Here is a 20,419-nt window from a genome sequence, read left to right as displayed (position 1 = left end):
ATGAGTTCCCCGACACGACCGCAAGCCGAAGCCCGTAGCGCCTACAAAGCTTTCCGCGACATCGGCACCCGCTGGTCCGACAACGATATTTACGGCCACGTCAACAACGTCGTTTATTACAGCTGGTTCGACACCGCCGTCAACGGCCTGCTGATCGAACACGGCGCCATCGACATCCACACCGGCGGCGTGATAGGTCTGGTGATAGAGACCCAATGCAATTACTTCGCGCCGCTGGCCTTTCCCGAGCCCGTGGTGGCCGGGATTCGCGTGGCGCATGTGGGCTCGTCCAGCGTGCGCTACGAAGTGGCCTTGTTCCCCGGCGATGAAAGCCAGCTGTGCGCGGCCCGGGGCCATTTCATCCACGTCTATGTCGACCGCGCCACGCGCCGGCCGGCGTCGCTTCCGCCCGAACTGCTTTCCGTATTGGAGACCCTGCGATGACCCAGGTACCGCCCGCGCTTTCCTATATCACCCCGCGCCAGGCCGGCGATGCGCGCAATGCGGTCGACGAAGCCATCCTGAGCCGCCAGTCGATACGCCAGTTTTTACCCAAGCCGGTGCCGCGCGAAACCATTGCCCACCTGCTGGAGCTTGCCAGCCGCGCGCCCTCGGGCACCAACACCCAACCCTGGAAGGCCTATGTGCTGCAGGGCGCGAGCCGCGACGCGCTGGTCGACACGGTCTGCCAGGCGCATGACGCGCTGCACGCCAACCCGGCGCTGGCGGCCGAGTACAAAGAGGAATACGACTACTACCCCGAGAAGTGGGTCTCGCCCTATATAGACAGGCGCCGCGCCAACGGCTGGGGCCTTTACGGCCTGCTGGGCATCACCAAAGGCGACAAGGACAGGATGCATGCGCAGCACCACCGCAACTTCCAGTTTTTCGACGCGCCCGTGGGCCTGATGTTCACGCTGGACCGCGTGATGGGCCGCGGCTCGCTGGTGGATTACGGCATGTTCATGCAAAACCTCATGGTGGCCGCGCGCGGCCTCGGCCTGCACACCTGTCCGCAGGCCGCCTGGAACGGTTTCGGAAAAATCATCCTGCCGCACATAGGCGCGGGTCCTGACGAGATGCTGGTGTGCGGCATGTCGCTGGGCTATGCCGATGAGGCGGCGCTGGTCAATACCTTCAGGACACCGCGCGTGCCGGCCACCGAGTTCACGACCTGGCTGGACTGACTGCATGGCCCCCACGCTCGGCACTGCGTGTCCTTCGCTGCCCCCCAAGGGGGCTAATTTTCCTTGGGGCGGCCCGGCGGAAAATTGCAGCGCCTTCCCTTCCTGCACGGAATTGAAGGCGTGACCTTTTCCGTGGTCCAGCTGCTCGGTGGACTGTCTTACGCCACCACGCTGTTCCTGATGGCTGCGGGCCTCACGCTGATCTTCGGCGTGACCCGCATCGTCAATTTCGCGCACGGCAGTTTTTTCATGCTGGGCGCGCTGTTCACGGCGCACTGGGTCACCCACTGGTTTCCGGCCTGGGGCGAAAGCGCGCCGCTGTACTTGCTGGCGATCCTGATGGGCGCGGCCTGCGCGGGCCTGGCGGGCGCCGCGGCGGAGTTTTTGCTGCTCAGGCGCATGAGCGACGCCCCCGAGCTGTACCAGCTGGTCGCCACCTTCGGCCTGACGCTGGCGATGCATGACGCGATGCAATGGGGCTTCGGCCCCGACGAGGTGTTCGCGCCGCGCTTTCCCGGCCTCAAGGGCTCGGTGCAAATCGGCGATGAGTTTTTTCCGGTCTACCAGCTCGCGATGATCGCGTTGGGCCCGCTGGTCTGGCTGGGCCTGCACCTGCTGCTGCGGCGCTCGCGTTTCGGCCAGCGCCTGCGCGCGGCCACGCAGGACCGCTCCATGCTCGCGGCGCTGGGCGTCAATCCGCGCCCGCTGATGCTGGGCGCCGTGGTGCTGGGCTGCGCGCTGGCGGGCCTGGCCGGCGCGCTGCAGCTGCCGCGCGAGCCCGCCCACCTGCAAATGGACATGAACGTGATCGTGGAAACCTTTGTGGTGGTGGTCACCGGCGGGCTGGGCAGCATAGGCGGGGCCTTTGTGGCGGCGCTGCTGATCGGGCTGGTCCACGCCTTCGGCATCAACGTGTTTCCGCAGGCCACGCTGGTCATCGTGTTCCTGACCATGGCCGTGGTGCTGGTGTTCCGCCCCCAAGGGCTCAACGGCAAGGCGGTCTCGGCGCAGGAGGCCGGCAGCGGCGTGCGCGAGGCGGCCCAGAAGTTCCGGGGCCTCGGTGTGGGCGCGGCCGGCTCGTCGGCCATCGCGGCCGCCGTGCTGTTGCTGGCCTGCCTGGCCTGGGCCGGCGGGCCGTACTGGCAGGCGCTGGCGGCCGATGCGCTGATCCTCGTGATTTTCGGCATCAGCCTGCAGTCCATGATGGCGCTGGGCGGCCTGGTCAGCTTTGGCCACGCCGCCTTTTTTGCGCTGGGCGCTTATGGCGCCGCGCTCTCGCACAGCCTCTGGGGCGCTTCGCTGCCGCTGGCACTCGCCGCTGGCTGCGGCGCGGCCCTGGCGGTGGCCGCGGTGTTCGGCGCGGCGGTGGTGCGCAGCAGCGGCGTGTATCTGGCCATGCTGTCGCTGGCGCTCGCGCAGGTGATCTGGGCCGGCGCCACGCAGTGGGTGGAACTCACCGGCGGCGACAACGGCCTGATAGGCCTCACGCTGGTCGGCGACGAAGGCCGGCCGGTGTTTTACGCGCTGCTGCTGGGGCTGGCGCTGTTGTCCGTGGCGGCCCTGCGTTTTCTGGCGCGTTCGGTCATGGGGGCGGCGCTGCAGGCCCTGCGCGACGCGCCTTTGCGCGCCTCGGCCTCGGGGCTCGCGGTGAACTGGCTCAAATACCGGATTTTTGTCGAGAGTGCCGTGCTCGCTGGCCTGGCCGGTGGCCTGTTCGCCGCGCACAAGGGCGCGGTGTTTCCTTCGCTCGCGTCGGTCTCCACGTCCGTCGATGCCTTGCTGGTGGTTTTGCTGGGCGGTGTGCACCAGCTCTGGGGCGCGGTGGTGGGCAGCATGGTGCTGAGCTACGCCGGGGCCGAGCTGGGCCGCGAAGTGACTTACTGGCGCGGCCTGCTGGGTGTCTTCATCATGCTGATCATGGTGGCCTCGCCCTCGGGGCTGCTGGGCTTGCTGCCGCGGCTTGCCGGCGCCTGGCGGCGGCGCAGCCCTGGAAGGAGCGCCTGATGCTGCAGGTCCAACAACTGGCCAAGCATTTTGGCGGCCTGCGCGCCGTGGACGGCGTGAGCTTTGAGGTGGGGCCGGGCCAGTGCGTGGCCTTGATAGGCCCCAACGGCGCCGGCAAGTCCACCACCTTTGCCTGCATCGCCGGCCAGTACCCGCTCACGGGCGGCGACATCGTCTGGAACGGCCAGGCGCTGCAAGGGCTCAGTCCGCAGGCGCGGCTGCGGCTGGGCGTGGCGCGAAGCTTCCAGGTGGCCCAGGTGTTTGAAGCGCTCACGGTGCTGCAGAACGTGCAGCTGGCCATTCAGGCGCGCCTGGGCCTGCGGGCCGTCTCCGCTTTCAGGCGCCTGGACGGCCAGGCGCGCGAGCCGGCCCTGGCCTTGCTGGAGCAGACCGGCCTGCAGGCGCTGGCGGCGCAGGATGCGCTGAGCCTGCCCTATGGCGCGAAGAAGCGGCTCGAACTGGCCCTGGCGCTAGCGGCCCGGCCGCAACTGCTGCTGCTGGACGAGCCGGCTGCCGGCCTGGCCGGGCCCGAGCGTGCCGAACTGATGCAGCTCGTCAAGCGACTGGCAGGGCAGGGCATGGCCGTGCTTTACACCGAACACAATATGGACGCCGTGGCCGGTGTGGCCGACCGCGTGCTGGTGCTGATTGAAGGTCGGCTGGCCGCGCAAGGCTCGTTCGACGAGATCGCGCGCGACGCCGTGGTGCGCAGCCGCTACCTGGGCCAGGCCGGCGGTGAGGGGACGGGCCATGCTTGAGGTCGACAAACTCAATGCCTTCTACGGCCCGGCGCAGGCCTTGTTCGAGGTGTCGCTGCGGGTGGCGCCCGGTGAACTGGTGGTGCTGCAGGGCCTGAACGGCGCCGGCAAGTCAACGTTGCTCAAATCCGTCATGGGCCTGGAAGTGCGCACCGATGGCCACATCCGCTACCGCGACCCGGCGGGCCCGCAGGGCACGGGCCTGGCGGCGATTGAACGCTGGGACACCCATCGCCGGGCCCAGGCCGGCCTGGGTTATGTCGCCGAAGACCGGCGGCTGTTCACCGAACTCACGGTGCGCGAGAACCTGCACATCGCGGCGGGCCGTGACCTGCAGGCGCAGGAGGCCAGGGCGCTGGACCTGTTCCCCGCGCTCAAGACCATGCTGGGACGCCGCGCCGACCAGATGAGCGGGGGCGAGCAGCAGATGCTGGCGATTGCCCGCACGCTGATGACCGGCCCGCGCCTCCTGCTGCTGGACGAGCCTTGCGAGGGCATTGCCCCCGTATTGGTGGAAGCGATTCGCGACGCGCTGCTGGCGCTGCGCCGGCAAGGTCTGGGCCTGCTGGTGGCCGAGCAGAACCAGCTGCTGGCTGCCCGCGCTGACAGGCTGGTTTTGCTGGTTGCGGGTAAAGTCAGGGGTTCGTGAAGAAAGACCCGCTTCTTTCCCGTTTTCTCTCTTTTCCTCCTCTTTTTAATCCTCCCTTCCTTCAAAGGACCCCCATGAGCAACATCACCACCACCGCCTCCGGCCTGCAGTACGAAGATACCGTGCTGGGCACCGGCGCCATCGCCAAGGCGGGCCAGAACGTCAAGGTCCACTACACCGGCTGGCTTTACAACGACGGCGTGCAGGGCGCCAAGTTCGACTCCAGCAAGGACCGCGGCCAGCCTTTCGAGTTTTCGCTGGGCGCGGGCCAGGTCATCCGCGGCTGGGACGAGGGCGTGCAGGGCATGTCGGTGGGCGGCACGCGCCGCCTGATCATTCCGGCCGCGCTGGGCTACGGCGCGCGCGGTGCCGGCGGCGTGATTCCACCGAACGCCACCTTGCTGTTTGAAGTGGATTTCCTCGGTACCTGAGCCGGCGCGCGTTGGATGCCCGCCTGCAGGGTTGCAGCGGGCTTGTTCACCTGATTAACCGCCAAGGCGCCCCGGCGCCGCGGCCTTCAAGCGTTCTCCATGATCATCACCAGTTTGCTCGACACTGACTTGTACAAGTTCACCATGATGCAGGTGGTCTTGCACCAGTTTCCGGGCGCCGAGGTGGAGTACCGCTTCAAGTGCCGCAACGCCGGCGCGACTGGCATAGGCGACCTGGCACCCTATGTGACCGAGATACGCGAGGAAATCCGAGGCCTGTGCAACCTGCGTTTCCAGGATGCCGAGCTGGCCTACCTCAAGGCCATGCGCTTCATCAAGAGCGACTTTGTCGACTTCCTCGGCATCTTCCGCCTCAATGAAAAATACGTGAACGTCACGGCGCTGCCCTCGGGCGAGATCGAGGTCTCCATCAAGGGCCCCTGGCTGCACACCATCCTGTTCGAGATCCCGGTGCTGGCCATCATCAACGAGGTCTACTTCCGCAACACGCAGAAAAAGGCCGACTTCGGCGAAGGCCGCAGGCGGCTGGACACCAAGATCGGCGAGCTGCAGGCCGAGGGCCTGGGCGCGCTCAAGATCGCCGACTACGGCACACGCCGCCGCTTCGGCAAGGCCTGGCACGAGGAAGTGCTGCGCACGCTGGCCGGGCGCCTCGGCACGGGGGTGCAGGGGCAGTTCGCCGGCACCAGCAACGTGCTGTTCGCGATGAAACTGGGCCTCACGCCGTTGGGCACCATGGCGCACGAATACCTGCAGGCCTGCCAGGCGCTGGGTCCCAGGCTGCGCGACAGCCAGGTCTTCGCTTTTGAATCGTGGGCCAAGGAATACCGCGGCGACCTTGGTATCGCGCTGTCCGATGTCTACGGCATGAGCGCTTTCCTGCGCGACTTCGACATGTATTTCTGCAAGCTGTTCGACGGCGCGCGCCACGACAGCGGGGACCCGTTCCAGTGGGGCGAGCGCATGCTCGCGCACTACGCCAAAAACCGGGTCGACCCCAAAACCAAGACGCTGATCTTCAGTGACGGCCTCACGGTGCCGCGCACCATAGAGCTGTACCACCAGTTCAAGGGCCGCTGCCAGCTGGCCTTCGGCATAGGCACCAACCTGACCAACGACCTCGGTTACGAGCCGCTGCAGATCGTCATCAAGATGATCCGCTGCAACGGCCAGCCCGTGGCCAAACTGTCGGACACCCCATCCAAGAACATGTGCGACGACGAAAAATACCTGGCCTACCTGCGCCAGGTGTTTGAAATCGCCTCACCGGCATAATCGACCGCTTACTTATCTTTTATCCAGAACCAGCGCGTGGCTATTGCAGGTATCCCTCTTGATTTTGTGTTGTTCGGCCTGACGCTGCTCGGAGTGGCGCTGTTGCACCGGCACACGCTCAAGGTGGCGCTGACTGGCCTGGCGGTGATCACGCTCTACAAACTCGCGCTGGGCGATTTTTCCGGCACGCCCGGCCTGGGCGGCCTACTGCAATTGCTGGCGCACGAATGGGTGACGCTGGCCAACCTGCTGGGCTTGCTGCTGGGTTTCGCGCTGCTGTCCGACCATTTCGAAAAAAGCGGCATCCCGGCGCTGCTGCCGCGCTACCTGCCCGATGACTGGAAGGGCGGCTTCGTGATGCTGCTGCTGGTCTTTGTGCTCTCCAGCTTTCTCGACAACATCGCGGCGGCCATGATAGGCGGCACCATGGCGTCCGTGCTCTACCGCAAGCGGGTGCACATCGGCTTCCTGGCTGCCATCGTGGCCGCCAGCAACGCGGGCGGCTCGGGCAGCGTGGTGGGCGACACCACCACCACCATGATGTGGATTGCGGGTGTCTCGCCCGGCCAGGTCTTCGAGTCCTATGTGGGCGCTGTGGTGGCGCTGGCCATTTTCGGCGTGGTCGCCGCGCGCCAGCAGCACGCGCTGCAGCCCATCATGAAGGACGCCGCGCCGGGGGCGCAGCTGCACTGGGCTCGCCTGGGCATTGTTGCCATCATTCTGCTGTCGGCGGTGGCCGCCAATGTGTACTTCAACCTGCGCGATCCCGCGGTGCTGGAGCGGCTTCCGGTGATAGGCCTCGCCGTGTGGGCGGCGATCGCGCTGACCACGCCCTGGCGCCGCTCCAACTGGGGCCTGCTGCCCGAGGCCACGCGCGGCAGCGTGTTCCTGCTGTCGCTGGTGCTGTGCGCTTCCATGATGCCGGTGCAGCACCTGCCGGCCGCCAGCTGGCAAACCGCTTTCGGCCTGGGTTTTGTGAGCGCGGTGTTCGACAACATTCCGCTCACGGCGCTGGCCCTGCGCCAGGGCGGCTACGACTGGGGCTTTCTGGCTTATGCCGTGGGCTTCGGCGGCAGCATGCTGTGGTTCGGCTCGTCGGCCGGTGTGGCGCTGGCCAATATGTACCCCGAGGCCAGGTCGGTAGCCGCATGGCTCAAGGGTGGCTGGCATGTGGCGCTGGGTTATGTGGCCGGCTTCTTCGTGCTGCTGGCCGTGCTGGGCTGGCACCCCGACGCGCCCCGCGTGCGGCAAGCTGCGGGCATTTCACCTGTTACATCGGCTGCTTATTCTGCCCCCGAATCGCTAGCATCATCTTTCACCTCACCCTGAGACCACCATGAGCAAACCCAAGATCCTCGTTGCGCGCGCCGTGTTCCCCGAAGTCATCGCCCGCCTGGAGCAGCATTTCGACGTCGAATCCAACCAGGGCGATGAGACCTGGTCCAAGGCTCAGCTGACCGAGCGCCTCAAGGGCAAGGACGGCGCCTTCACCACCGGCGGCGACAAAATTGACGCGGAGGTGCTGGCCGCCTGCCCGGGCCTGAAAATCTGCGCCAACATGGCCGTGGGTTACAACAACTTCGACATCGACGCGATGACGGCGGCCGGCGTGCTGGCCACCAACGCGCCCGACGTGCTGACCGAAACCACGGCCGACTTCGGCTTCGCGCTGCTGATGGCCACCGCGCGCCGCGTCACCGAGAGCGAACACTACCTGCGCGCCGGCAAATGGACCAAATGGAGCTACGACATGTTCGCCGGCTCCGACATCCACGGTGCGACGCTGGGCATCCTGGGCATGGGCCGCATAGGGCAGGGCATTGCCAAACGCGGCGCCCACGGTTTCAGCATGAAGGTGATTTACCACAACCGTTCGCGCCTGGACCCGGCGCTCGAAGCAGAATGCAAGGCCAGCTACGTCGGCAAGGAAGAGCTTTTGAAGACGGCCGACCACCTGGTGCTGGTGCTGCCGTATTCGCCGGCATCGCACCATAGCATCGCGGCGGCTGAGCTGGCGCTGATGAAGCCGACGGCCACGCTGATCAATATCGCGCGCGGCGGCATTGTGGACGATGCCGCGCTGGCCGCGGCCCTGCGTGACAAGCGCATCGCGGCCGCCGGGCTGGACGTGTTCGAGGGCGAGCCCAAGGTGCACCCGGACCTGCTGACGGTACCCAATGTGGTGTTGACCCCGCACATCGCCAGCGCGACCATTCCCACGCGCATGGCCATGGCCAGCCTGGCCGCCGACAACCTGATCGCGTTTTTCGGCGGCAAGAAGCCGCTGACCCCGCTGAATCCCGCAGTACTGGCCGGAAAATAAGCCAATCAAGCAAGCAGAAGCAGCAAGCGGACAATGTACACATGATGGAAAACTGGCTGATCATCGCCTTGCTGGCGGCCAACCTGCTGTTGCTGGTGTGGCTGTTGCTGCGCAAGCCCGGCCAGCCTCCCGGCGCCGGCGCCGAGTTGCTCGCAGCTATCGCGGCCGGCCACGACAAGCTGGAGCGCGAGCTGCGCCGCGAGATCGGCGACAACGCGCGCAACAGCCGTGAGGAACTGGCGAAAACCTTCGCCACCTTCCAGCAAACGCTGGTGCAGCAAAGCGCCGAAGCCACCCGCACGCAGAACACCCAGATCGACGCGTTCGCGCAGCAGCTCACCTTGCTGCAAAAAACGCTGTCCGATACCCTGAGCACGCAGCTGCAATCGGTCAGCGAATCGAATGCCAGGCGCATGGGTGAAGTGCGCGAGACGCTGGAAAAGCAGCTCGCGCAGCTGCAGCAGACCAATTCGGCCAAGCTCGACGAGATGCGCAAGACGGTCGACGAAAAGCTGCAGACCACGCTGGAAACCCGCCTGGGCGAAAGCTTCAAGCAGGTGGCCGACCGGCTGGAGCAGGTGCACAAGGGCCTGGGCGAAATGCAGACGCTGGCGCAAGGCGTGGGCGACCTCAAGCACCTGCTGACCAATGTGAAAACGCGCGGCATTTTCGGCGAAGCGCAGCTTTCGGCCCTGCTGGAGCAGGTGTTCACCGTCGACCAGTACGCGGCCCAGGTCATCACGCGCCGCGGCGGCAAGAACCCGGTCGACTTCGCGATCAAACTGCCGGGCCGCTCCGATTCAGGCGAGCCGCTGTGGCTGCCGATAGACGCGAAATTCCCGAACGAAGATTACGAGCGCCTGCTGGACGCGCAGCAGCGCGCCGACGTGCTGGGCGCGGAAATCGCCGGAAAGGCGCTGGAGACGCGCATACGCCTGGAGGCCAAGGCCATCTCCGATAAATACATAGACCCGCCTTACACCACTGACTTCGCCATCCTGTTCCTGCCGACCGAGGGCTTATATGCCGAAGTGCTGCGCCGCCCGGGCCTGATGGAATTCCTGCAGCGCGACCACCGTGTCACGCTGGCCGGTCCGACCACGCTGTTGGCCATGCTCAACTCCCTGCAAATGGGCTTTCGCACGCTGGCGCTGGAAAAACGCTCCAGCGAAGTCTGGCAGGTGCTGGGTGCGGTCAAGACCGAATTCGGCAAGTTCGGCGACGTGCTGGCCAAGGTCAAATCCCAGACCGAAACCGTCCTCAATACGCTGAGCAGCGCCGAACAGCGCAGCCGCGTCATGGGCAAGGCCTTGCGCAACGTCGAAGCGCTGCCCGAAATCGAATCCGCCCGCCTGCTTCCATTGGACCCCCTTGATAAAGACCTGGACAACCCCTGATGCACCGCGCATGAGCCGCGCCGCATGACGCCTGAACTCGCACGCCTGATCCTGGCGCAGATCTGCCTGCATGCCTGCATGGCCGGCACACGCATGGCGGCGCCCCTGCTGGCGCTGCGCGAAGGCTACAGCCCCGCGGCGGTCGGTGTGCTGCTCGCGCTGTTTGCCTTGACGCAGGTTTTCCTGGCGTTGCCGGCCGGTCGATTTGCCGACCGGCACGGCCTGCGGCGCCCCATACGCTACAGCGTGTTCGCCGCGGTGCTGGGGGCCGGGGCGGCGGTGGCCTTTCCGGTGTTCCCGGTGCTGTGCCTGGCGGCGCTGCTCACGGGCGGCGCCACCGGCGCGGCGGTGATTTCGTTGCAGCGCCACGTCGGGCGCGCGGCGGTCGGCGCGCTGGAGCTGCGCCAGGTCTTCAGCTGGCTTGCCATAGGCCCGGCGGTGTCCAATTTCATCGGGCCGTTTTCGGCCGGCCTGCTGATCGACCATGTGGGTGCCGTGCCCGGCAGCACCTCGGGCTACCGCGCGGCGTTTTTGCTGATGGCGATACTGCCGCTGGCCTGCTGGTTCCTGGTGCGCAAGACGCGGGAGCTGCCGCCGGTGATCGCCGCCAGCGGCGGCCCGCAGCCCAGGGCGTGGGACTTGCTGCGCCAGGCCACCTTCCGCCGCCTGATGCTGGTGAACTGGTTTTTGTCGTCCTGCTGGGACGTCCATACCTTTGTGGTGCCCGTGCTCGGTTTTGAACGCGGCATCAGCGCCTCGGTGATCGGCACCATCCTGGGTTCGTTCGCGGTGGCCGCGGCGCTGATCCGCATGGTGATGCCGCTGGTGGCCGCCCATTTGCGCGAATGGAAAGTGCTGGCGGTGTCCATGCTGGTGACGGCGCTGCTGTTCGGCATCTACCCGCTGATGTACTCTGCCATCGGCATGGGCCTGTGCTCCATCCTGCTGGGCCTGGCGCTGGGCATGGTGCAGCCCATGGTCATGAGCATGCTGCACCAGATCACGCCCGAGGCGCGCCACGGCGAGGCGCTGGGCTTGCGGCTGATGGCCATCAATGCCTCCAGCGTGGTTATGCCCATGCTGTTCGGTTCAGCCGGCGCGCTGATCGGGATTGCCGGCGTGTTCTGGACCACCGGTGCGATGGTGGGCGCGGGCTCGCGCGCGGCCTGGCTACTGAAGGACAGCATGCCGGCCCACGGCGGGCACGGCGACATCAAAGACGGTAAAAGTCCTTGATCAGGTCCCAGGCGACCTGCGGGTCGTCAACGTACTGGAACAGCTTGAGGTCGTTCGGCGAGATCACGCCTTCTTCCACCAGCATCTCGGTGTTGAGCAGGCGCTTCCAGTAGCTGCTGCCGAACAGGATGATGGGCACCGGCTTGGCCTTGCGGGTCTGCACCAGGGTGATGACCTCGAACAGCTCGTCCAGCGTGCCGAAGCCGCCCGGAAACACCACCAGGGCCTTGGCGCGCATCATGAAATGCATCTTGCGCAGCGCGAAGTAGTGGAACTTGAAGGAGAGTTCAGGCGGCACGTAGGGGTTGGCCGCCTCTTCCATGGGCAGCACGATGGCCAGGCCGACGCTGAGGCCACCGGCCTCATGCGCGCCGCGGTTGGCCGCCTGCATGATGCCCGGGCCGCCGCCGGTGCAGATGAAGAGCTTGGTTTCCGGCGGCTTGTCGTCGCTGTACTGCGCCACCAGCTTGCCGAAGGCGCGGGCGCTTTCGTAGTAATGGGCGTTGCGCGCCAATTTTTTCGCGCGGTCTATCACCTCGGGGTCGCCGCCGGCCTCGGCCTCGGCCACCATCAGGGCGGAATCCTCTTCGCTGCGAAAGCGGGCGCTGCCGAACACCACCACGGTGTTTTCAATGCCGTGGGCCTGCTGTTCCAGGTCCGGCTTGAGCAGCTCCAGCTGGAAGCGTATGCCGCGGGTTTCGCGCCGCAGCAGGAATTCCGGGTCGGCAAAGGCCAGGCGGGACGCGTCTGCTTCGAGGGGGTTGCCTTCGCTGGCGTGGGCCTGCAGCGCCGCCCAGGCGTTGGCCAGGCGGCTGACGGATAGATCCTGTTTTTGTTCCATGGGCTTATTGTCAACGATCGGGGAGGACGGCTGCTTTTCGCGGCACTGGCGCGGGAAGTAGAAAGCAAAAAGGCTCCATGAGGAGCCTTTTTCGGGTGCTGAAGCGGTTTTTACACGCGTTTGCGGTATTCGCCGGTGCGGGTGTCGATTTCAACCACGTCGCCCTGGGCCACGAAGATGGGCACGCCGATTTCAAAACCAGTGGCAATCTTGGCGGGTTTCAGGACCTTGCCGGAGGTGTCGCCCTTGACAGCGGGTTCAGTCCAGGTGATTTCGCGCTGCACGCTGGTGGGCAGTTCCACCGAGATGGCCTTGCCGTCATAGAACACGACTTCCAGCTCCATGCCGTCCTGCAGGTAGTTGAGCGAGTCGCCCATGTTTTCGGCCTCGACTTCGTACTGGTTGTATTCGGAGTCCATGCAGACGTACAGCGGGTCGGCGAAGTAGGAGTAGGTGCAGTCCTTTTTGTCGAGGACGATCTGGTCCATCTTGTCGTCGGCCTTGAACACGACTTCGGTGTTGAAGTTGGCGACCAGGCTTTTGAGCTTCATGCGCACGGTGGCGGAATTGCGCCCACCGCGGCTGTATTCGGTCTTGAGGACCACCATCGGGTCCTTGCCGTGCATGATGACGTTGCCGGCGCGGATTTCTTGAGCGATTTTCATAGCAGTTTCACTGAGGTAGGCCGCTAAACGCTTGCACCGGTGTGCAGGTTCCGCGGCGGGTTGTGCAGGACGCCAAGACCTGGTCGGTCTTCGGGCTGGTCTGCAAAGCCCATGATTTTAACGTTTTTTTGCCACAAAGCCGAGCAGCCGGGTCGCCAGGTCGTCCTGGGCCGCCAGTCGGGCTCGGCCCGCCCGGGTCGCGGCCTGCCAGGCGGGCAGGTCGGCGGGTGGGGGCCACGGGCCCGTCGCGGCGTTTTGGGGGGCCTCCCGGCGGTTCCAGGCGGCATGAAACGCGCGCAGGGAGGGCGGCGCCTGCAGCCAATCCAGAAAGGCCTGGAGCTTGGCCAGGTGGATGTCGTCGTGCTGGGGGTAAATCTGCCAGACAAAAGGCTTGCCGGCCCAGAGCGCGCGCACCACCGAATCCTCGCCGCGCACGAAATTGAGGTCGCAGGCCCAGAGCAGGTGGTCAAATTCCGTCTGCGCCAGCAAGGGCAGGTAGGAAATCGAAAGCTGCGTGTCCCCGGTTTGGCCAGGGTGATTGCCGGCAAGGGCCCGTACCGCGGCGGCCGCGCGTCCGGCGGCCACCAGCAGGCGCACCGGCCGGCCTTGCAAGCCCTGCCGCGCGAATTGCGCGAGCAGGCTTTGCAGCGCCGGGGGTTCATAGCAGAACAGGGATACCAGCGTTTGTCCCTCGCTGGGGATTCCATGGGCTTGAAGCCATTCGGCGCGGTCAAACTGCGCTTGCCGCTCCAGCAAGCCGGGCTCTCGCAGCAGCCCGCCGGTGTTGTCGGTGAAGCCGGGGTAGAAAAACCACTTGGTCCAGCCGGCCGCCGGGCCGTTTTGCACGGGCGAGGGCAGGGTATGGGAACGCTCGACATAGTCCTCGGCGGACAGGTATTCGAGGTTGATCCAGACGGGCTTGCGGCCGCTTGCCTGTGCGGCACCGGCGCAGGCGGCCAAAAACTCGGGTGCTATTTCACAGCCGAAGGCCTCGACCAGCACATCGGTCGGCTGTTGCGCAAGCCCGGCGGCCTGAAGGTCCAGCGGCTCGCCATCCTGCGGCCAGGGCAGCACGTGAACTCCCTCGCATCCGGCCGGCGCCATCCAGCGCAGGGCCGAGGCATCGTCCACCCAGAGCCGCACCGTGTGGCCCCGCGAGGCCAGGTCGGCGGCCAGGCGCCAGCAGATGCCAATGTCTCCGAGGTTGTCGATGACTTTGCAAAAAATGTCCCAAACGCGCGCGGCAGCCATGGCGGGTATTGTGATGCAGCGGATGCTGCCGCCCCAAAGCGCCGCTACACGGCAAAATAGGGGAATGCCTGAACATCCCTCCGTTGACAAGCCGAGCTCCGGACATGCGCCCGAGCTGCTGGCCGAAGTGGCCGCGCTGCCCGCCTTGCCCGGCGTCTACCGCTACTTCGATGCCGAGGGCGGCGTGCTTTATGTCGGCAAGGCGCGCAACCTCAAGAAGCGGGTCTCCAACTACTTCCAGAAGAATCACGGCGGCACGCGCATAGGCCACATGGTGACCAAGATCGTCCGCATGGAGACCACGGTGGTGCGCTCCGAGGCCGAAGCGCTGCTGCTGGAAAACAACCTGATCAAGACGCTGAACCCGAAATACAACATCCTGTTTCGGGACGACAAGAGCTATCCCTACCTCAAGCTGACCGGCGCGCGACCGCCCGTGGAAGGCGAGGCGCCGGCGGCCGCGGTGTTCCCGCGCATTGCCTACTACCGCGGCGCGGTCGAGAAAAAGCACCGCTACTTCGGGCCTTACCCGAGTGCCTGGGCCGTCAAGGACACCATCTTGCTGCTGCAAAAGGTGTTCCGGCTGCGCACCTGCGAAGACACGGTGTTCAACAACCGTACCCGGCCCTGCCTGCTGTACCAGATCAAGCGCTGTTCGGCCCCTTGCGTCGGCCATGTGTCGCCCGAGCAGTACGCGCTGGACACCGCCAACGCCGAACGCTTCCTGCAGGGCCAGGCCCAGGACATCCTGACCGAACTCGAGAAAAAAATGCTGGCCCATGCCGACAGGCTTGAGTTCGAGCAGGCCGCCGAACTGCGCAACCAGATGTCGGCGCTGTCCAAGGTGCTGCACCAGCAGTCCATGGAAATTGGCGGCGACAAGGACGTCGACATCCTGGCGGTGAAAGTGCAGGGCGGCAAGGCCTGCGTCAACCTTGCCATGGTGCGGGGTGGCCGCCACCTGGGCGATAGGGCTTACTTCCCGAGCCATGTCGAGAACGCGGCTGACGTCGCGGCGCTCGATGCCGAGACCGGCACGGAGGCCGGGCAGGCCGCGACGGCTGCGGTGCCTGAGGCCAAGCCGCTGGAGGCCCTGGTGCTGGAAGCCTTTATCGCGCAGCACTACATCGACGTGCCGGTTCCTCCCACCCTGGTCTGCAGCGAGGCTGTGGACAAGGAATTGATGGAGGCGCTGAGCGCCCAGACCGGCACCAAGGTCACGGCCATCCACCAGCCGCGCGAGCAGCGCCGCATCTGGCTGGAGATGGCGCAGAAAAATGCCGGCCTGCAACTGGCCCGTTTGCTGGCCGAGCAGGGCTCGCAGCAGGCGCGCACGCGCGCGCTGGCCGAGGCGCTGGACTTGCCGCTCGACAACCTCGACGCGCTGCGCATCGAGTGCTTCGACATCTCGCACACGGCCGGTGAGTCGACACAGGCCTCCTGCGTGGTGTTCCAGGAGCACAAGATGGTCAACAGCGAATACCGCCGCTACAACATCGAGGGCATCACGCCCGGCGACGACTACGCCGCCATGCGCCAGGTGCTGACGCGCCGCTACACCCGCCTGGCCGAAGCCGCGCGCAATGGCGAGGCCAAGCTGCCCGACCTGGTGCTGGTCGACGGCGGCAAGGGGCAGGTCTCGATGGCGCGCGAGGTGTTCGAGGAACTGGGGCTGGACCTGGGGCTGATCGCCGGCGTGGAAAAAGGCGAGGGCCGCAAGGTCGGCCTGGAAGAGCTGGTGTTTGCCGACGGGCGCGACAAGGTTTATTTGGGGCGGGATTCGGCCGCGCTGATGCTGATCGCGCAAATCCGCGACGAGGCCCACCGCTTTGCCATCACCGGCATGCGGGCCAAGCGCGCCAAGGTCAGGGTGGGCGGCAGCAAGCTGGAGGACATTGCGGGCATAGGCCCCAAACGGCGCGCCAGCCTGCTGCAGCGCTTTGGCGGCATTCGCGGCATTGCCTCGGCCAGCGCGGAAGATATCGCCACGGTGGACGGCATTTCCAGGGACCTGGCCGAGGAAATCTACCGCGCGCTGCATTGATGCGCCATTGGGTGCCAGACGTATTTGAGCAACGAAAACCACCGTTTTGGTGCGCTTTGACCCGGTGCCCGGCGGGCTTGGTGCGGCTCATGCCAAAATCGGGTCATGTTTCTGACTATCCCCACGCTGATGACCTGGACCCGCATTGTTGCGATTCCGCTGATCGTGGGGGTGTTCTACCTGAACCTGGCGCCCACTGAGCGCAACCTGATCGCCACCGTGATGTTTGTGGTCTTCGCCGCGACCGACTGGCTGGACGGCTTTCTGGCGCGCAAGCTGAACCAGACATCATCCTTCGGCGCCTTCCTGGATCCGGTGGCCGATAAATTCCTGGTGTGCGCCTCTTTGCTGGTGCTGGTGCACCTGCAGCGGGCCGACGTGTTTGTGGCTCTCATCATCATCGGCCGCGAAATCGCAATCTCGGCGTTGCGCGAATGGATGGCCCTGATAGGGGCGACCAAAAGCGTGGCCGTGCACATGCTGGGCAAGGTCAAGACCACGGTGCAGATGATCGCCATTCCCTTTTTGCTGTTCGATGGCGTTCTCTTCGGCGTGGTCAACACGCATGTCTGGGGCACCTGGCTGATATGGATCTCCGCCATCCTCACGGTCTGGTCCATGATTTATTACCTGCAAAAAGCCATTCCGGAAATCCGCGCGCGCGCCAAGTAGCCCCGCCGTCCCCCTAAAGCTGCCCTCCTTGAGTTCTGTCTCTTCCTCCCCGGGTGCCTTGATCCGGGCCATGCCCGCCGTGTTTGTCGTGATCTGGAGCACCGGCTTCATCGTCGCCAAATACGGACTGCCTTACGCCCCGCCGTTGACCTTCCTGGCCATACGCTATTTCCTGTCCATTGTTTGTTTCCTGGTCTGGATAGTGCTGGCCCGGGCCGCCTGGCCCAGGACGCGTGCGCAGTGGGGCCACCTGGCGATCACCGGCTTGCTGATGCATGCGGGCTACCTGGGGGGCATCTGGAGCGCGATGAAGGCCGGCATGGGTTCGGGCCTGACGGCGCTCATCGTCGGGCTTCAGCCCGTGCTCACGGCGCTGTGGGTGTCGTGGATGTCCTCGGGCGATGCCGGCAACGCGCAGGCCCGGGTCAGCCCGCGCCAGTGGGCAGGCCTGGCATTCGGGCTGGGCGGCCTGCTGCTGGTGGTGTCGCGCAAATTCGGTATCGGCCAGGAGGTCAGCGCATTGACGCTGGCCTGCACCGTGTTCGCCCTGTTCTGCATCACGGCCGGCACGCTGTATCAAAAGCGCTTTGTCCAGCCGGCCGATGTGCGCACGGCCAATGCCATCCAGCTGGCGGCGGCCTTGGTGGTGACGCTGCCGCTGGCCTTGTTCGAAACCGAGGCGATCAACTGGAACGTCCATTTGCTGGGCGCCATGGCCTGGTCGGTGCTGGCATTGACGCTGGGCGGCAGCTCGCTGCTTTACCTGCTGATCCAGCGCGGCGCGGCGACCGCGGTGACCAGCCTGCTTTACCTCGTGCCGCCCACCACGGCCCTGATGGCCTGGGCGCTTTTTGGCGAATCCATCACCACGGCCACCATCCTGGGCACGGCGCTTACGGCGCTGGGCGTGAGCCTCGTGGTGCGGCCCGCGAAGCCGCGGCCGGCCGCGTAGTTTTCCAGGGCGTGTCCTGGAATTGCGCGGCCAGGTGGTCTATCAGCAGCCGGATGCGCCGGGGCTGGTCGGTGCGGTAGGGCGCCAGCCAGTGGATGTCGGCATCGGGCATCGAATAGGTTGGTAAAACGCGCCGCAGCTCGCCCGAGGCCAGCTGCGGCGCGATGTCCCACAGGCTGCGCAGCATGATGCCGCGGCCTTCTAGGCACCAGTCGCGCACCAGTTCGCCTGAATTGCTGGCCAGCGGGCCGTGGACGCGCACGCGCGCCGGTACCTTGTCGCGCTCCCGGTGCAAGGACCAGACGTCAAAACGCCGTCCCGCGGTGTTGCCGTTTTCACGCACGATCAGGCAGGCATGGTCCTGCAGCGCCTGCAGGTCGGCAGGCGCGCCGTGCTGCTTGATGTAGCGGGGCGAGGCCACCAGCACGCGCTGGTTGCGCGCCAGGCGGCGTGACACCCATTGGGCAGCCTGCCGACCCTCGACCGACCAGAGCCAGATCGCGCCGTCAAAGCCTTCAAGCGCCAGGTCGGGCAATTGTTCGGTGAGTTGCAGCTGGATTTCGATGCGCGGGTAACGCTCCTGAAAACCGGAAAGCGCAGGCCCCAGCCACAAGCGCCCGAAACCGAAAGTCGCGACGAGGCGGATCAGTCCCGTGGGCTCAGCCTTGCGCTCCTGCAACTCCGATTCGAGCGATGTGAATCCCTGCAGCAGGACCCTCGCGCGCTCGCACACGGTCTCTCCCTCGGCCGTGGGGCTGACCCGGCGTGTCGTGCGCTGGAACAGGCGCTGCCCCAGTTGGGCTTCCAGGGCGGCTAGCCGTTTGGTCACGACCGGCGGCGCTACATCCAGAGCCAGCGCGGCGGCGCTCAGGCTACCGCCGTCCCGCACGGCCAAAACCAGTTCGAGGTCGCTGCGATCCATTCATGCCTTAAAGGAAATAATTGATTGCCAGATTATTGCTTGAATCAAGGCGATGCGGTAGCCAGAATGAGTCCCACAACGAACAGGAGACTCGCATGCCATTCATGGACCTTCATCACCAGCTGTGCCGCTCATTGGTGTGCCGCGCCTCCTGGCTTGCCTTGGCGTGCATTGCAGCCCCGGCCTGGAGCCAGGGCTTTCCCGACAAGCCCATTCGGTTGGTGGTGCCCTATGCGCCGGGCGGGAGCGCCGACATCGCGGCCAGGTTGATTTCGGACGAATGGGGCAAGCGCCTCGGGCAGCCGGTGGTGGTGGACAACCGGGCTGGTGCCTCCGGCAACCTTGGCATGGATGCCGTCGCCAAGTCGCGAGCGGACGGCTACACGCTGTCGCTCAATACGGTTTCGCAGGCCATCAATCCGTCGCTATTTGCCCGGTTGCCCTTTGACACGTTGAAAGACCTTAAAGCGGTTGGCACCGTGGCCACGTCGCAGCATGTGCTGGTGCTCAACAACCAGGTGCCCGCCAAGACTGTTCGCGAGCTGGTGGCGCTCGCCAAAGCCCGGCCTGGAAAACTGTCATTCGGCTCGGCTGGCACCGGCAGCACTTTTCACATGGCGGCCGAATTGTTCAAGGCCGAATCGAAAACCTTCATTCTTCACGTTCCCTACCGGGGCGGCGGGCCGGCCCTGGTCGATACCATCTCCGGACAGGTTGATATGAGCTTTCCCGTGCTTTCCGCCGCGCAGCAGCATGTGGCGGGTGGCAAGCTGCGGGCGTTGGCGGTGACAGGCCCCAGGCGCTCGCCCATGCTGCCCGAGGTGCCGACCATGGCCGAAGCCGGGCTGGCGAACTATGTATTTGAAACATGGTTTGTGGTGAGCGCGCCGGCCGCCGTTTCGCAAGACGTGCTTGGCAAGCTCAACCAGTCCCTGAACGAGACGCTGAATGCGCCCGAGGTCCGGGCGCGCCTGGCGCGTGAGGGTTTTGACGCATGGCCGCAGACGCCAGTGCAGTCCGACGCCTTGATCCGGTCAGAATACCAACGCTGGAACAAGCTGGTGGCACAAAAAGGAATCAAGGCCGATTGATGTTCGAAGGATTTTCCCAACGCGACATAGAAGGGCCGGCAGGGAGGCTGCGCACCCTGCAGGGCGGCAGAGGCGCACCCTTGCTGCTGCTGCACGGCCACCCGCAAACCCATGCCATGTGGCATGCGGTGGCCGGTGAACTGGCCAAGGTGTTTACCGTGGTCATGATGGACCTGCGTGGCTACGGGGATTCGGTACGGATTGCGAGCGACGCGGACCATCAGGCCTATTCGAAACGCACCATGGCGCAGGATGCGGTGGCCGTCATGCAGGCCTGCGGGTTTTCGCGTTTCCAGGTGCTGGCCCATGATCGCGGCGCGCGCGTTGCGCATCGCCTGGCGGCCGACCATCCGGATGCGGTGGAGCGCCTGATGCTGCTGGACATCGCGCCCACGCTCGCCATGTACGGCAACACCACGGATGTTTTTGCGCGCGCCTACTGGCACTGGTTCTTCCTGATTCAGCCGCCGCCCTTGCCGGAGGCGCTGATTGAATCCGACCCGGTGCGCTACGTGCGCAGCGTGATGGGCAAGCGCCATGCCGGCCTGGCCGCATTCGCGCCGGCCGCGCTGGCCGAATATGAGCGCTGCGCACAAATCCCCGGCACCGCCGCCAGCATCTGCGAAGACTACCGGGCCTCCGCCGGCATCGACCTGGTGCATGACCGCGCCGACGTCGCTGCCGGCCTGCGGCTGGGGGC

General features: G+C 65.7%; 20 protein-coding genes. 16 read left to right on the top strand and 4 right to left on the bottom strand.

The window, feature by feature from the left end:
• The 11 genes from PMI15_RS11480 to PMI15_RS11430 all read left to right on the top strand — a co-directional run bounded on the left by PMI15_RS11480 (position 1) and on the right by PMI15_RS11430 (position 11,281).
• Positions 1-444, top strand: a complete 444-nt coding sequence (locus PMI15_RS11480; RefSeq protein ID WP_007868536.1) for a thioesterase family protein — start codon at positions 1-3, stop codon at positions 442-444.
• Positions 441-1,187, top strand: a complete 747-nt coding sequence (locus tag PMI15_RS11475; RefSeq protein WP_007868527.1) for a nitroreductase — start codon at positions 441-443, stop codon at positions 1,185-1,187. The genes PMI15_RS11480 and PMI15_RS11475 overlap by 4 nt, the downstream gene beginning before the upstream one ends.
• 120 nt (positions 1,188-1,307) lie before the next feature.
• A complete protein-coding gene (locus PMI15_RS11470) occupies positions 1,308-3,191 on the top strand; it encodes an ABC transporter permease (RefSeq protein ID WP_036838587.1) in 1,884 nt (627 codons plus the stop codon).
• Entirely contained in the window at positions 3,191-3,949 is a 759-nt protein-coding gene (locus PMI15_RS11465; protein ID WP_007868519.1) for an ABC transporter ATP-binding protein, read from the top strand. The genes PMI15_RS11470 and PMI15_RS11465 overlap by 1 nt, the downstream gene beginning before the upstream one ends.
• The gene (locus PMI15_RS11460; protein WP_007868516.1) at positions 3,942-4,598 is read left to right on the top strand and encodes an ABC transporter ATP-binding protein; all 657 of its coding nucleotides are present in this window, start codon (positions 3,942-3,944) and stop codon (positions 4,596-4,598) included. The genes PMI15_RS11465 and PMI15_RS11460 overlap by 8 nt, the downstream gene beginning before the upstream one ends.
• A gap of 74 nt (positions 4,599-4,672) precedes the next feature.
• On the top strand, positions 4,673-5,029 hold the full coding sequence (locus PMI15_RS11455; RefSeq protein WP_007868513.1) for an FKBP-type peptidyl-prolyl cis-trans isomerase: 357 nt from the start codon (positions 4,673-4,675) through the stop codon (positions 5,027-5,029).
• A 99-nt stretch (positions 5,030-5,128) separates the two neighbouring features.
• Positions 5,129-6,325, top strand: a complete 1,197-nt coding sequence (gene pncB / locus PMI15_RS11450; RefSeq protein WP_007868511.1) for a nicotinate phosphoribosyltransferase — start codon at positions 5,129-5,131, stop codon at positions 6,323-6,325.
• A gap of 36 nt (positions 6,326-6,361) precedes the next feature.
• On the top strand, positions 6,362-7,654 hold the full coding sequence (locus PMI15_RS11445; protein WP_007868509.1) for a citrate transporter: 1,293 nt from the start codon (positions 6,362-6,364) through the stop codon (positions 7,652-7,654).
• 7 nt (positions 7,655-7,661) lie between these two features.
• On the top strand, positions 7,662-8,648 hold the full coding sequence (locus tag PMI15_RS11440; protein WP_007868507.1) for a D-glycerate dehydrogenase: 987 nt from the start codon (positions 7,662-7,664) through the stop codon (positions 8,646-8,648).
• A 44-nt stretch (positions 8,649-8,692) separates the two neighbouring features.
• Positions 8,693-10,045, top strand: a complete 1,353-nt coding sequence (gene rmuC, locus PMI15_RS11435) for a DNA recombination protein RmuC (protein WP_036838584.1) — start codon at positions 8,693-8,695, stop codon at positions 10,043-10,045.
• Between the two features lie 24 nt (positions 10,046-10,069).
• On the top strand, positions 10,070-11,281 hold the full coding sequence (locus tag PMI15_RS11430) for an MFS transporter (protein ID WP_007868503.1): 1,212 nt from the start codon (positions 10,070-10,072) through the stop codon (positions 11,279-11,281).
• On the opposite strand, the gene PMI15_RS11425 is transcribed toward PMI15_RS11430, so the two are convergent.
• The 3 genes from PMI15_RS11425 to earP all read right to left on the bottom strand — a co-directional run bounded on the left by PMI15_RS11425 (position 11,259) and on the right by earP (position 14,038).
• A complete protein-coding gene (locus tag PMI15_RS11425; protein WP_007868501.1) occupies positions 11,259-12,122 on the bottom strand; it encodes a TIGR00730 family Rossman fold protein in 864 nt (287 codons plus the stop codon). The genes PMI15_RS11430 and PMI15_RS11425 overlap by 23 nt on opposite strands.
• Before the next feature lie 110 nt (positions 12,123-12,232).
• Complete coding sequence (gene efp / locus PMI15_RS11420) at positions 12,233-12,787, bottom strand: elongation factor P (RefSeq protein WP_007868500.1); 555 nt, start codon at positions 12,785-12,787, stop codon at positions 12,233-12,235.
• A gap of 117 nt (positions 12,788-12,904) precedes the next feature.
• A complete protein-coding gene (gene earP / locus PMI15_RS11415; RefSeq protein ID WP_007868497.1) occupies positions 12,905-14,038 on the bottom strand; it encodes an elongation factor P maturation arginine rhamnosyltransferase EarP in 1,134 nt (377 codons plus the stop codon).
• A 64-nt stretch (positions 14,039-14,102) separates the two neighbouring features.
• Between earP and uvrC the strand changes: the two genes are divergently transcribed.
• From uvrC to PMI15_RS11400, 3 genes are all read left to right on the top strand, one after another.
• On the top strand, positions 14,103-16,082 hold the full coding sequence (uvrC, locus tag PMI15_RS11410; protein ID WP_007868496.1) for an excinuclease ABC subunit UvrC: 1,980 nt from the start codon (positions 14,103-14,105) through the stop codon (positions 16,080-16,082).
• Between the two features lie 105 nt (positions 16,083-16,187).
• Positions 16,188-16,754 carry a CDP-diacylglycerol--glycerol-3-phosphate 3-phosphatidyltransferase gene (gene pgsA, locus PMI15_RS11405; protein WP_007868495.1) on the top strand — a complete coding sequence of 189 codons (567 nt, stop codon included), beginning with the start codon at positions 16,188-16,190 and terminating at the stop codon, positions 16,752-16,754.
• 70 nt (positions 16,755-16,824) lie between these two features.
• The gene (locus tag PMI15_RS11400) at positions 16,825-17,706 is read left to right on the top strand and encodes a DMT family transporter (protein ID WP_007868494.1); all 882 of its coding nucleotides are present in this window, start codon (positions 16,825-16,827) and stop codon (positions 17,704-17,706) included.
• Here the strand turns inward: PMI15_RS11400 and PMI15_RS11395 are convergent.
• Positions 17,648-18,628, bottom strand: coding sequence for a LysR family transcriptional regulator (locus tag PMI15_RS11395; protein ID WP_007868493.1), 981 nt, complete (start codon positions 18,626-18,628; stop codon positions 17,648-17,650). The genes PMI15_RS11400 and PMI15_RS11395 overlap by 59 nt on opposite strands.
• Positions 18,629-18,723: 95 nt before the next feature.
• Here PMI15_RS11395 and PMI15_RS11390 point away from each other — a divergent pair, with 95 nt between their 5' ends.
• Together PMI15_RS11390 and PMI15_RS11385 are read left to right on the top strand one after the other, a co-directional pair.
• Positions 18,724-19,719 carry a tripartite tricarboxylate transporter substrate binding protein gene (locus PMI15_RS11390; RefSeq protein ID WP_007868492.1) on the top strand — a complete coding sequence of 332 codons (996 nt, stop codon included), beginning with the start codon at positions 18,724-18,726 and terminating at the stop codon, positions 19,717-19,719.
• Positions 19,719-20,419, top strand: a 701-nt coding sequence (locus PMI15_RS11385) for an alpha/beta fold hydrolase (protein ID WP_007868489.1), incomplete at its 3' end; no start/stop codon positions are given. The genes PMI15_RS11390 and PMI15_RS11385, both read left to right, overlap by 1 nt.

This window comes from Polaromonas sp. CF318, assembly GCF_000282655.1.
In the GTDB taxonomy this organism is placed as follows: Bacteria; Pseudomonadota; Gammaproteobacteria; order Burkholderiales; family Burkholderiaceae_C; genus Polaromonas.
This window is presented reverse-complemented; position numbering and strand designations above follow the sequence as displayed.

What these genes read in the sequence shown, in the direction of transcription:
- PMI15_RS11480 (WP_007868536.1), top strand. Translation starts at nt 1, where the DNA reads ATGAGTTCCCCGACACGACCGCAAGCCGAAGCCCGTAGCGCCTACAAA.
- PMI15_RS11475 (WP_007868527.1), top strand. Translation starts at nt 441, where the DNA reads ATGACCCAGGTACCGCCCGCGCTTTCCTATATCACCCCGCGCCAGGCC.
- PMI15_RS11465 (WP_007868519.1), top strand. Translation starts at nt 3,191, where the DNA reads ATGCTGCAGGTCCAACAACTGGCCAAGCATTTTGGCGGCCTGCGCGCC.
- PMI15_RS11460 (WP_007868516.1), top strand. Translation starts at nt 3,942, where the DNA reads ATGCTTGAGGTCGACAAACTCAATGCCTTCTACGGCCCGGCGCAGGCC.
- PMI15_RS11455 (WP_007868513.1), top strand. Translation starts at nt 4,673, where the DNA reads ATGAGCAACATCACCACCACCGCCTCCGGCCTGCAGTACGAAGATACC.
- pncB (WP_007868511.1), top strand. Translation starts at nt 5,129, where the DNA reads ATGATCATCACCAGTTTGCTCGACACTGACTTGTACAAGTTCACCATG.
- PMI15_RS11440 (WP_007868507.1), top strand. Translation starts at nt 7,662, where the DNA reads ATGAGCAAACCCAAGATCCTCGTTGCGCGCGCCGTGTTCCCCGAAGTC.
- rmuC (WP_036838584.1), top strand. Translation starts at nt 8,693, where the DNA reads ATGGAAAACTGGCTGATCATCGCCTTGCTGGCGGCCAACCTGCTGTTG.
- PMI15_RS11430 (WP_007868503.1), top strand. Translation starts at nt 10,070, where the DNA reads ATGACGCCTGAACTCGCACGCCTGATCCTGGCGCAGATCTGCCTGCAT.
- PMI15_RS11425 (WP_007868501.1), bottom strand. Translation starts at nt 12,122, where the DNA reads ATGGAACAAAAACAGGATCTATCCGTCAGCCGCCTGGCCAACGCCTGG.
- efp (WP_007868500.1), bottom strand. Translation starts at nt 12,787, where the DNA reads ATGAAAATCGCTCAAGAAATCCGCGCCGGCAACGTCATCATGCACGGC.
- earP (WP_007868497.1), bottom strand. Translation starts at nt 14,038, where the DNA reads ATGGCTGCCGCGCGCGTTTGGGACATTTTTTGCAAAGTCATCGACAAC.
- uvrC (WP_007868496.1), top strand. Translation starts at nt 14,103, where the DNA reads ATGCCTGAACATCCCTCCGTTGACAAGCCGAGCTCCGGACATGCGCCC.
- pgsA (WP_007868495.1), top strand. Translation starts at nt 16,188, where the DNA reads ATGTTTCTGACTATCCCCACGCTGATGACCTGGACCCGCATTGTTGCG.
- PMI15_RS11400 (WP_007868494.1), top strand. Translation starts at nt 16,825, where the DNA reads ATGCCCGCCGTGTTTGTCGTGATCTGGAGCACCGGCTTCATCGTCGCC.
- PMI15_RS11395 (WP_007868493.1), bottom strand. Translation starts at nt 18,628, where the DNA reads ATGGATCGCAGCGACCTCGAACTGGTTTTGGCCGTGCGGGACGGCGGT.
- PMI15_RS11390 (WP_007868492.1), top strand. Translation starts at nt 18,724, where the DNA reads ATGCCATTCATGGACCTTCATCACCAGCTGTGCCGCTCATTGGTGTGC.